Annotated in this window: 9 protein-coding genes; 5 read left to right on the top strand and 4 right to left on the bottom strand. The window is 70.2% G+C overall.

All coding sequences use genetic code 11. From position 1 onward, the window contains the following. Positions 1-24: 24 nt before the first annotated feature. The 4 genes from uidA to G5C60_RS46700 all read right to left on the bottom strand — a co-directional run bounded on the left by uidA (position 25) and on the right by G5C60_RS46700 (position 5,692). The gene (gene uidA, locus G5C60_RS46715) at positions 25-1,860 is read right to left on the bottom strand and encodes a beta-glucuronidase (protein WP_165269708.1); all 1,836 of its coding nucleotides are present in this window, start codon (positions 1,858-1,860) and stop codon (positions 25-27) included. Positions 1,861-1,925: 65 nt separating this feature from the next. Further along, positions 1,926-2,759, bottom strand: coding sequence for an SDR family NAD(P)-dependent oxidoreductase (locus G5C60_RS46710; protein ID WP_165269706.1), 834 nt, complete (start codon positions 2,757-2,759; stop codon positions 1,926-1,928). A 26-nt stretch (positions 2,760-2,785) separates the two neighbouring features. Beyond that, positions 2,786-3,997 carry a family 1 glycosylhydrolase gene (locus tag G5C60_RS46705; protein WP_165269710.1) on the bottom strand — a complete coding sequence of 404 codons (1,212 nt, stop codon included), beginning with the start codon at positions 3,995-3,997 and terminating at the stop codon, positions 2,786-2,788. 1,086 nt (positions 3,998-5,083) lie between these two features. Beyond that, positions 5,084-5,692 (bottom strand): TetR family transcriptional regulator, encoded by a 609-nt coding sequence (locus G5C60_RS46700; protein ID WP_165269704.1) that lies wholly within the window; start codon positions 5,690-5,692, stop codon positions 5,084-5,086. Between the two features lie 1,007 nt (positions 5,693-6,699). Between G5C60_RS46700 and G5C60_RS46695 the strand changes: the two genes are divergently transcribed. From G5C60_RS46695 to G5C60_RS46675, 5 genes are all read left to right on the top strand, one after another. Continuing rightward, the gene (locus G5C60_RS46695; protein ID WP_165269702.1) at positions 6,700-7,629 is read left to right on the top strand and encodes an ABC transporter ATP-binding protein; all 930 of its coding nucleotides are present in this window, start codon (positions 6,700-6,702) and stop codon (positions 7,627-7,629) included. Beyond that, positions 7,629-8,465, top strand: a complete 837-nt coding sequence (locus G5C60_RS46690; RefSeq protein WP_165269700.1) for an ABC transporter permease — start codon at positions 7,629-7,631, stop codon at positions 8,463-8,465. The genes G5C60_RS46695 and G5C60_RS46690 overlap by 1 nt, the downstream gene beginning before the upstream one ends. Positions 8,466-8,491: 26 nt before the next feature. Further along, positions 8,492-9,862, top strand: a complete 1,371-nt coding sequence (locus G5C60_RS46685) for a sensor histidine kinase (protein ID WP_165269698.1) — start codon at positions 8,492-8,494, stop codon at positions 9,860-9,862. Beyond that, the gene (locus tag G5C60_RS46680) at positions 9,859-10,527 is read left to right on the top strand and encodes a response regulator (RefSeq protein WP_165269696.1); all 669 of its coding nucleotides are present in this window, start codon (positions 9,859-9,861) and stop codon (positions 10,525-10,527) included. Before G5C60_RS46685 ends, G5C60_RS46680 begins: the two co-directional genes overlap by 4 nt. Before the next feature lie 67 nt (positions 10,528-10,594). Beyond that, the coding region (locus G5C60_RS46675; protein WP_165269694.1) for a helix-turn-helix domain-containing protein at positions 10,595-11,102 on the top strand (508 nt) is incomplete at its 3' end.

Below are 11,102 nucleotides of genomic sequence, written 5' to 3'. Positions count from 1 at the left end.
GAGGGTGCGGGGGAGGGGGGAGCGTCAGTCGCCCGCGGCCTGGCCGGGCTTGCGTCCGCCCAGGCCGTGCCAGCGGCCGCGGAGGGCGAACGCGGCCGTCTTGGGTTTGCGGTCGCGGGTGAAGACGCCCTTTTTGTTGCCGTCGACGCGGTGGATGCCGGCGGAGGTCTGGAAGTCGGCGAAGTTCCAGACGTGTTCGCCGATGAACTCGGAGATGCGGTCGAACACGCGGTGGTACATGGCGAGGTAGTCGCTCTGGTACTCCTCGCTCCACGGCGTGTCCCAGACGGAGTGCAGGCCGGGCTGGGTGTCGGCGCCGTACTCGGACATCATGACCGGCTTGCCGAAGCGCCGGACCCAGCCGCGGAGGTCCTTCTCCAGGTACTGCTCGGCGGTCGCGAGGTCGCCGGTGAACAGGTACCAGCCGTAGTAGCGGTTGATGCTCAGTACGTCGAAAAGGTCGCCGATCTGGTCGTTCTGCGGCGTGGCGAACATGACCGCGGCGTAGGTGAGGGGACGGGTCGGGTCCAGCTTGCGGGCCAACTCGACCAGCGGCTCGAAGTACTCGCGGGCTCCGTCCTCGTTGGAGGCCGGCTCGTTGGCGAGGCACCACATCACCACGCTCGGGTGGTTCTTGTCCCGCTCGATGAGCTCCCGGAGGTGCTGGGCGTGGACGTCGCCGGTGATCCCGCCGAAGTTCTCCGGCGCGAAGGTCGGAGTCGGAGCCTGTCCGGTGAGACCGCCCATGACACCCAGGTTGAGGCCGACGGCGGCGGTCTCGTCGATGACGACGATGCCGTGCCGGTCGGCGAAGTCGAGCACCTCCTCCGCGTACGGGTAGTGCGAGGTGCGGAAGGAGTTGGCGCCGGTCCACTGAAGGAGCTGGAAGTCGTGGACGAGGTAGGCGTCGTCGTGGCCCTTGCCGCGCACGAGGGTGTCCTCGTGCTTGCCGAAACCGGTGAAGTAGAACGGTTCGCCGTTGATGAGGAACTCGGTGCCCCGCACTTCGACGGTGCGGACGCCGAAGGGCTGGGTGTAGCTGTCGACGACTTCTCCGGCACCGGTCGCACCGGTCTCGTCCTCGGCGACCAACTCCACCACGAGGTCGTACAGATAGGCGGCGCCCGGCCGCCAGAGGGTGACGTCCTCGATGCGCAGGACGCCCTCGGGTCCGTGTGCCTCGGCCACGATCCGGCCCGCCTCGTCGACCGCGCGCACCCGGACGGCGATCGCGTCGACGGCCTCACCGGCGACCTCCGCGCGGTACTCGACGATGCCGGCCGCGCCGTCCCGTCCGGTGACGACCGTGACGTCCTCGACGAAGGTCGGCGGCGTGCTGCACAGGCGGACCGGGCGCGCGATGCCCGCGTAGTTGTAGAAGTCGTGCAGATACGACTGGCGTTCGCGGCCGTCGGGGCCGGTGGTGACGGTGCCGGGCGGGATCGTCTCGTTCGTCAGCCGGTTGTCGACGCCGACCGTCAGGCGGAACTCGGCGCCGGGGTGGACGATCCCGGTCAGGTCCGCCTCGAACGGGGTGTAGCCCCCGGTGTGTTCGGCCACCAGTCGGTCGTCCGCGTAGACCTGCGCGGCGTGGGTGACGGAGCCGAAGCGCAGCACCACTCGCTCGCCCGCCCAGCCGCGCGGCACGCGCACCTCGCGCTGGTACCAGACGACGCCGACGTGGTCACGGATCTCCGCGTCCACGAACAGGTCGTTGTAGCTGGCGGGGACAGGGGCTTCGAGAGGGGAGAGGAGCCGCGAGGTCCACGGAGCGGCGCCGGCGTGGGTGTCGAGGGCGAACCGCCACAGACCGTCGAGGCTGACGATGTCGCGGGTGGGGCTGGTGCGGGGCGAGAGCATGGGGCTCCTACGCGTCGTTGTGGGGCAGTGGCCCGAGGGGGGACGGGGCGGTAGGGCGTCGCGGATTAAATCGTTTCACCGGCGTCTGCGAGGAGCGTGCTGCCCGTCATGAAGGCCGAGAGGTCGCTCGCGCAGAACAGCACCACGCGTGCGATGTCGTCGGGGACGCCGAGGCGACCGAGCAGGCTCGGCTGCATCACGGACATGATGTCTCCGGTGTCTCCGGTGTCCGCGGGTGCCCCGGCTGCTGCTGCGGCCGCCGCCATGTTCCCCTCGGTCGGTACGTACGTCGGTGCGACGCCCAGGACCCGGATACCGAACGGTGCGAATTCGAGGGCGAGTTGACGGGTGATGCCGCGTGCCGCGTGCTTGGAGCCGACGTAGGCGGCGAGCCCGGGGGCCGTTCCCCGGAACCCGGCCGTGGAGACGACGTTGACGATGACGCCCCCGCTCCCGGCCTCGCGCATCCGGCGCGCAGCCTCCCGGGATCCGAGGAAGACACCGCGTGTGTTCACGGCGAACACCTCGTCCCAGGTCTTCTCGGACATCTCCAGCGCCGGAACGCTGGGAAAGATGCCGGCGTTGTTGACCCAGATGTCGACCCCGCCGAACTCCCGGACCGCGAGATCGGCAGCCCCGAGGACGCTCCCCGCGGCGGTGACGTCCACGTGGGCGGCCACCGCGCGGCCCGGGCGGCGGGCGTTCAGATCCTCGGCGACGGCGGCGGCGAGCCCGTGCTCGATATCGGCGACGAGCACGTCCGCGCCGGCTTCGACCATGCGCTCGGCGATGGCCCGGCCCAGTCCGCGGCCCGCGCCGGTCACGACGGCGCGCCGCCCGGACAGCGAGATCAGCTCGACCAGGGACCGGGACGATACGTCGGGTACGGATACCTGCACGATGTGTCCTTCCGGTGGCGGTGCGGTCAGTTGCCCGCGCGGCGGGCGGTCTCGCCCAGCCAGGCGAGGCTGGGCTTGGGGCGGCGCTCGAAGGTCTCGCGGTCCACTTCGACCAGTCCGAAGGTCGGCGCCCAGTGGCCCCACTCGTAGTTGTCGAGGAGGCTCCAGTGCAGGTAGCCGCGCACATCGACGCCGTCGCCGTCGGCGATCGTCGCCTCCAGGTGCTTCAGGGCCTCGTCGGTGTAGGCGATCCGGCGGGTGTCGTCGCCGGTGGCGATGCCGTTCTCGGTGACCAGGATCGGCATGCCGCCGGTGACCTCCGCGGTGTGCCGTACGGCGATGCCCAGCGCGTCGGGCCGGTACGGGGTTCCCACGAGCGTGTTGTCCGGGTGCTGCGGGTGGGGCTCGACACCGTCCGGGCCGACCCACTGGCTGGAGTACGACTGCACGCCCACGAAGTCGTCACCACGCGACCCCTCCAGGTAGAGGTCCTCCCAGACGTACTCCAGATCCCGCTTCTTCTCCTCGGCCCCCGGACGGGCGACGAAGGCGCGGTTGGCGACCGTCCAGCCGACCTTGGCGCCGGTGCGCTCGCGCAGCACGTCCCGGACGGCGTGGTGCGCCTCGACCAGCCGTTCGCCGATCTCCACATCCGGGGCCGGCGTCTTCGGCCGCGGGCCCTCGTTGTCGACGGTGGGGCTCAGCCACGGGTCGGCCGCATGCGGGTCCTCCTGCAACGCCCGTGCCATGCCGACCATGATGGCCAGCATGTTCGGCTCGTTCATGGTGACGACCCATTCGACGCCGTCGAGGATCGGGACAACCGCCTCGGCGTACGCCCGGAACCGCTCGACGGCGCGGTCGCCGAGCCAGCCGCCTTCCCGGGTGAACCAGAGCGGGCTGGTGAAGTGGTGCAGGGTCACGACGGGCGTGAGGCCGAGTTCCCAGGCGGTCTCGATCATGCGCCGGTAGTGGGCGAGTTCGGCCCGCGAGATCATCCCGGGGACCGGCTCGATCCGTGCCCACTCGATGCCGAAACGGTACGCGTTGAGCCCGGCGTCGGCGAGCAGCCGCATGTCCTCGCGGTACCGGTGGTAGCTGTCGCAGGCGTCACCACTGCGCTCCATGCCCGGCATGCGATCCTCGCTCGCCCAGAAGTCGCTGTTGAGGTTGTTGCCCTCGATCTGGTGCGGTGCGGTGGAGGCTCCCCAGAGGAAGCCGGGAGGGAATTCGGTCATCATCGAGTGCTTTCCTGAACGTCGGTGGTCGGGGGCCTGGTGGCGCTCGTGCGACGGCCTGGCCGTCCGGGCGAGGTGAGCAACGGCCTCGGTCCCGGAGGGGTGTTCGGGGTTGAGGCGGTCTCTCCTGCCGGACTGGTCCCGCGGATGTCGCGGTGGAAGCGGACGCTCACACGGTGGTTGGCGTGCCGGGGGGAGTGGGGCGGCATTGCCGGAGGGCGAGGAACGAGTCGAGCGCGCGTACCTGTGTGAACGGGGCGAGCGCCGAGACGGGTTCGTCGCAGGCGATGAGCCGTGACCGGGGGCGAGGCCGCAGTCAAGGGTGTGGGTGCCGAGTGCTCATGGGCGGGTTCCTTCGTGGGGCAGCCGGGCGGCCGCGGTCTTCGTCAGTTCGCCGTCGCGCAAGTGCGCGGCGGCGACCGCCAACTCTTACCATGTGGTTGGTTTTGGCTTGGACGGTAGACCGGGATCGCAAGGGCAGGAAGGCTGTCGCTCGGCTTCGTGATCAGAACGTTATCGGCGACGTCTCGGTCAGTGGGGACGCGAGCGCACTGTGAGCAAGGCAAGAAGGACTGGCGGCCGGTACACCGAGGAGTGGCAGTACCGCCCGAACTTGTCGTGGCTGTCCGGCCTCCCGGCCGGCGCTGGAGGCCGAGTTGACGTCGTTGGTCGGTGCGTCGGTGACCGGCGCCGAACTCACAGAGGCGGGCTGCTGACTGCGGGACGGTGCGCGGAGGCCCCCGGTTCGGAGGAGTTCGAGCGCCGGGACGCCGGGCTGCACCATGGCTTCGCCATGGTGAGGTACAACGCCGTGCTGGTCGGCGTCAGTTCACTGGTCATCGTGACCCGCGGCCGGCCGGTGTGGGGCGGGCTGAAGCGGCGCACGTGCGACCCGGCGCGGCACCGCTGCTCCTGCGAGGCGCACGAGCGGATCGTCGAGGTTGTCCGCAAGCGAGAGATCTCAGGCCGTCGGCGAGGCCGTGCGCGAGCACCTGTAGAGGGTGTGGAGCGCTGCTCGGCAGTCGGCCCTGACTGCGGCCGGTACCCCATGGGCGCGCCGCGGCGCCGAGTTGGGTGGCGATCCGCTCACTCGTCGGTGTGGTCGTGGTCGAAGAGCAGGCCGACGAAGTCGGCGACGGGCCCGACGATGTCGAGGTCCTGGTCGAGTACCCACTGCAGTTGGAGCCCGTTGAGCACGGCATGGAAGAGGACCGCGGCGCTCTCTGGGCTGACGCCTTCGCGCAGCCTGCCACGGGCGGCTTCGTCGTGGAATCCCTCGGCGAACTGGGTGCGCCCGCGTTCGTAGCGTTCGACGAAGTGTGTGTGGGCGGGATGATCCGGCCGTGAGGCCGCTGCGGCGAGCTCGATCCACAGGCGCATCAGCTCGGGCGCCTTCTGGTGGTGGCGGATGAGTTCGGCGAGGTAGGGGGCGAGCTGGTCCGGGCTGTCGACCTGTTCCAGGCCCTGCCGCCATTCCTCGGCATCGCGTTCGGCGAGCACCGCGGCGAGGACTTCCTCCTTGTTGCGGAAGTGATGCAGGAGGCCGGCGTGGGTGATGCCGGCCCGCTCCGCGATGTCGCGCAGGGAGGCTTTGGCGTAGCCGTTGTCGGCGAAACTGTCGCGTGCGGCCCGTACGATCTCCGCTCTGCGGGCCGGTGTCTTGGCGTACGGCCCACGCGTTTTGGCCTGACCCACGGTGCGCTCACTCTCCCTGGTGAAGTCGGTCCAGCGCAGTGGCTGAGCTGTCAAAATTTACCACATGGTTGGTATTTACTCTGTTCGCGTGTAGACGGTCGAAAGTCAGGGCTCGGATGACAAAGGCTGATCGCTCCATGGCCGCCCGCAACACCGGAGATGCCGAAGGGATGGCCGCCGTCACCGGGAAACGCACGACCAGGACAACCCCCACGAACCCGAGGCCCTGAAGGAGCTCGAGCCGATCTTCGCGCACGCACCTGGCCAACCGCTCCGTGCCCGTCGCCGACTGGGTCTGAGAAGGCTTCCGGCCTCTTCGGCTGGAGTGGGTGAGCATGAACTCCGGTTCCCGGCGGCAGAGATGGGCGCGGTTCGTCCGCCGGCGAGCCGGGGTCTCTCGCGGGCCCGCGCCCCGCACAGCCTCGACCACCGGGGTCTCGAATCGGTCTCCGACCACCGGGTCCGGGTCCGGAGTCTTCCCGACCGGTCCGGGCGCACCTCCGTTCCAGGCGCGCCCGGCCCCGCTTCTGTCACTCGCCCGGGCGGGCGAGCTCGATGCCGTGGCCGTCCACGCCGGAGCCGTGCACGGTCAGGTGGGTGGCCCGCGGCCACCGGGGGTACGCACCGACCTGACGTGGGGACCACGCTGGTGAGGCTCTGCTCGTCCTGACGAACCGCGAAGTGGCCCGCTGACCGACGGTCGTGACCGGAGTCATACGCCCGCGACCAGCTTGAGCATCCTCAACCCCGCGCACACCAGACCCGTGACCGGCAACTTCAGGATGCACACTGCTCAGTGGCCGCCGGGAGCGGCAGGCTCATCGGCGCAATGCGTCAGCAGTGGACAGGTAAGGCGTGGCCACGGAGCCCGACGAGTGGTACCGCGGTACCACTCGGACACCGAAGTGTCCCCTGTGGTCCCAAGGTTTTGACCGGCCGTCTTCGTAGTTTCGAACACAGAGGCGCGGCCCGTCCGTGGCCGGCTCCAGGCGAGGAAGGCCCATTCCATGATCGAAGCGCGTGAGCTGACGAAGCGGTACGGGGACAAGACGGTCGTCGACCACCTGTCCTTCACCGTCAAGCCGGGTGAGGTGACCGGCTTCCTCGGACCCAACGGCGCGGGCAAGTCGACGACGATGCGCATGATCATCGGCCTGGACTCCCCCACCGCGGGCTCCGTCACTGTCAACGGACGGTCCTACGCCAGGCAGGCCGCACCCCTGCACGAGATCGGCAGCCTGCTGGAGGCCAAGTCCGTCCACCCGGGGCGTACCGCGGTCAACCACCTGATGGCGCTCGCGCACACCCACGGCATTTCGCGCCGCCGGGTGGACGAGGTCATCGAGCTGGCCGGTCTTGGCAGCGTGGCCGGCAAGCGCGTGGGCGCCTTCTCCCTCGGCATGGGCCAGCGGCTCGGCATCGCCGCGGCCCTCCTCGGCGACCCGGCGATCGTCATGCTCGACGAACCCGTCAACGGCCTCGACCCCGAGGGCGTGCTGTGGGTGCGCAATCTCCTCTCCGGGCTGGCCGACGAGGGCCGGGCTGTGATGCTGTCCTCGCACCTGATGGGCGAGACCGCGTTGATCGCCGACCACCTGGTGATCATCGGGCGCGGTCGGCTGCTCGCGGACACCACGGTGGACGATTTCGTCCGGGAGGCCGGCGGCGGGGGCGTGAAGGTAGCCACCACCGAGGCCGGGGAGCTGCGTTCGCTGCTGGCAGGGCCGGATGTCACGATCAGCTCCTCCTCCGCCGAGGAACTGCTGGTCTCCGGACGAAGCGCCCACGAGATCGGGGCGATCGCCGCTGAGCACGGGGTGGCGCTGTACGAACTCACTCCGCAGTCGGTCTCGTTGGAGGAGGCCTTCATGGAACTCACCCGCGACGCCGTCGAGTATCACAGCGCTCCGGCCGACACCGAACGAAAGGCCGCCTGATGACTGCCGACACGCTTTCCGCGGCGCCTGCCCGCACGACGGTCCGGAAGGTGACCGGCCGCCGGGTGCTGCGTTCGGAGTGGGCCAAGTTCTGGTCGCTGCGCTCCAGTTGGATCACCCTGGGCGTCGCTCTGTTCCTGCTGATCCTTTTCGGTGCGATTGCCTCCGCCACTTACAGTCCGGACGCCCTCCCGAGTGACGGGCCGCCCGGCCCGGGTGCCGGCGGCGACAGCGACGCGGTCAGCCTGGCGCTCACCGGCGTCACCTTCGCGTCGCTGGCCGTCGGCGTGCTCGGGGTGCTGCTGTCCGCCGGCGAGTACAGCACCGGCATGATCCGCTCCACGCTCGCCGCGGTTCCACGGCGGCTGCCGGTCCTGTGGTCGAAGAGCGTCGTGATCGGGGTCATCGCGCTGGTCCTCACCACGATCGCCGCGCTGGCCGCGTTCCAGCTGGGCGCTCTGGGCCTGGACGGCGAGAAGATCGCGCTCTCCCTGGGCGACGACGGCGTGCTGCGCAGCCTGGCCGGCGCCGGCGCCTATCTCGGTCTGGTGGCCGTGTTCGGCGTGGCTCTGGGGGTACTGATCCGCTCCTCCGCCGGGGCCATCGCCGCCCTGGTCGGCATCCTGCTCATCCTCCCCGGCCTGGCCTCGCTGCTGCCCGACTCGTGGTACGACACGATCAACCCCTACTTCCCCAGCAACGCGGGGTCGGCCGTCTACGCCCTGCAAGAGTCCTCGGACTCCCTCTCGCCCGGGGCGGGGCTCGCGGTCTTCGCCGGCTGGGTGGCGCTGACACTCGCCGGGGCGGCGTACCGGCTGGCCCGAACCGACGCGTGACCAGCGCACCGGCGACAATGAGGGCCATGAGTCCGAAACGGGCGGCAGCCGCCGCGGACACCACCCAGGGGACGGCGCTCCCGCCGCCCCCTGGGCTCGACGCCGCCTGGGGGCATCCCCTGCTGGGGCGAATGCTGCGCGGACAGAGCCACCGGCAGCGGTTGGACCGACGGCATCCATGGCTGCTCGACACCGCGGTGGTGCTGATCGTCGCCCTCGTCAGCCTGCCCGACCTGATCTCCAGCGACCACAACAACCCCTTCGGGGAAGGGGCGGCCTCTCGCGGCGAGCTGCCGTCCGGCGTTCCGTTCGTGTTCGCCGCCGCCCTCATCGTGCCGCTGTGGTGGCGACGCAGGGTCCCGGCCGTCACGTTCTTCGTGATCGCGCTGGTGTCCCTCGTCCAGTGGTCGCTGGGCATCTGGCAGCAGGCGGGAATCAGCATGCTCGTCGCCCTGTACACCCTGGCGCTGCACGGTTCATTGCGGATGCTGGGCTGGGCTGCAGCGCTTACCGTCGTCGAACTGACTCTGGCGGTCTCTGTCATTGTGCCGGTCGAACGCCCGCTGCTGGGCCTCTTCTTCCTGCTGGGGACGTCGACCGCGGCCGTCGCCGTCGGCCTGACGCTCCGTATCCGCCGGATGTATCTGGCGGCGCTGGAGGACCGCGCCGGACGCCTCGAGATCGAGCACGACCAACGCGTGCAGCTCACGGCCGCGGCCGAGCGTTCCCGGGTGGCGCGCGAGATGCACGACATCGTCGGCCACAATCTCTCAGTCATGGTCGGTCTCGCGGACGGTGCCGCGACTCTGGCTGCCAACAGCAACGAGCAGTCCGCCGAGGCCCTGCGCATCCTGGGCGACACCGGTCGGCAGGCCATGGGTGAACTGCGCCGCGTTCTGGGCGTGCTGCGCGAGGAACAGCAGGATGACGTACGGCCGCTCAGTCCGCAGCCAGGAATCCGCGAGCTGGACCCCTTGCTGGCGCGGGTTCGCGCGGCGGGGCTGGCGGTGACCTACCGGTCCCTGGGCGAGCTCGACTCCCTGGGCAGCGGCGTTCAGCTCACCGTGTACCGCATCGTCCAGGAAGCGCTGACCAACACACTCAAGCACGCGGGTACGGGCTCCGCCGCCGAGGTCGCCGTGGCAGTCGACACCGGCAAGGTACGGATACGGGTCGCCGACACCGGCGTACCGCACGGCGCACGCATGCAGGCGGAGCCGGAGGCGCGGACCGGCGACGCCGGGCACGGCGTGATCGGCATCCGCCAGCGGGCCGCCATGTACGGCGGTGCCGTCACCATCGGCCCTCGCGATACGGGGCACGGCTGGATCGTGGACGTCGTACTCGACGTGCCCTCCACCCCCGCCCAGTCGGTCTCGGCGGAACCTCTGTCATGACCACCGTGTTGATCGCCGACGACCAGCCCCTGCAGCGCATGGGCTTCCGCATGCTCCTGGAGGGCACGCCCGGTCTGAGCCCGGTCGGCGAGGCCGAGCACGGGGCCGAGGCCGTCCGCCTGGCCGCCCGACTGCGCCCCGACGTGGTCCTCATGGACATCCGCATGCCCGGCATGGACGGTCTCGAGGCGACACGCCGGATCGTCGCCTCCGGCGGCCGTACCCGCGTGCTCATCGTCACCACGTTCGATCTTGACGAGTACGCGTACGAAGGTCTGCGAGCCGGCGCCAGTGGCTTCCTGCTCAAGGACGCCCGCCCCGAGGAACTCGTGGCAGGCATCCACGCGGTCGCGACCGGCGACGCCGTCGTGGCTCCGAGCCTGACCCGGCGTCTGCTGGACGCCTACGCCCACCAGGTCCTCGCACCGGCGGGCGCCCCCGCGCCGGTGGATCCCCGGCTGCAGACGCTCAGCGACCGCGAACGTGAGGTACTGGTCGCCATCGGCCACGGCTGGACCAACACGGAGATCGCCGAACGGCTCGTCCTCACCGAGTCCACGGTCAAGAAGCACGTCGGCCGTGTCCTCGCCAAGATCGGGGCGCGCGACCGCATCCAGGCCGTCATCCTGGCGTACGACGCCGGGTTGGTCAGGGCGAAGCCATAACCGTCGGTGGACGAGCGGACGTGGTGCCCCCCCTTGACCTGCCTGAAAGGAATCCGATGATGGCGAGGTGAGGACACACAACGGCGAGTCGGTCCTGGCGAGGGTCGTACGGATCTTTGAGGCGTTCACGCCGGAGGAGTCGGCCCTGACCGTTTCGGAGATCTCCCGGCGTACGGGGCTGCACGTGGCGACCGCGTCGCGCCTGGTGGCCGAGCTGGTCTCGCACGGGTTCCTGACCCGGGACGCCGACCGCCGGATCCGTGTCGGTACGCGCATATGGGAACTGGCCACCCGAGCCTCGCCCACCCTGTCGCTGCGCAACGCCGCCATGCCGTTCATGGAGGGCGTTCACGACGTCGTCGGCCACCATGTGCAGCTCGGCGTCCTGGACGGTGACGAGGTGCTGTTCCTGGAGCGACTGACGGCACCGGGCGCGGTGGTCAACTACACCCGCATCGCGGGCCGCCTTCCCTTGCACGCCACCTCCAGCGGCCTGGTCCTCCTCGCCCACGGCCCCGCCGACCTGCGGGAACGGGTGCTCGACGGGCCCCTGCAGCGCTACACCCCCGCCACCC

The organism is Streptomyces scabichelini (assembly GCF_011045015.1).
GTDB lineage: Bacteria > Actinomycetota > Actinomycetes > Streptomycetales > Streptomycetaceae > Streptomyces > Streptomyces scabichelini.
This window is presented reverse-complemented; position numbering and strand designations above follow the sequence as displayed.

Coding starts and splice junctions, on each gene's coding strand:
- G5C60_RS46705 (WP_165269710.1), bottom strand. CDS start 3,997: ATGACCGAATTCCCTCCCGGCTTCCTCTGGGGAGCCTCCACCGCACCG.
- G5C60_RS46690 (WP_165269700.1), top strand. CDS start 7,629: ATGACTGCCGACACGCTTTCCGCGGCGCCTGCCCGCACGACGGTCCGG.
- G5C60_RS46680 (WP_165269696.1), top strand. CDS start 9,859: ATGACCACCGTGTTGATCGCCGACGACCAGCCCCTGCAGCGCATGGGC.
- G5C60_RS46685 (WP_165269698.1), top strand. CDS start 8,492: ATGAGTCCGAAACGGGCGGCAGCCGCCGCGGACACCACCCAGGGGACG.
- G5C60_RS46695 (WP_165269702.1), top strand. CDS start 6,700: ATGATCGAAGCGCGTGAGCTGACGAAGCGGTACGGGGACAAGACGGTC.
- uidA (WP_165269708.1), bottom strand. CDS start 1,860: ATGCTCTCGCCCCGCACCAGCCCCACCCGCGACATCGTCAGCCTCGAC.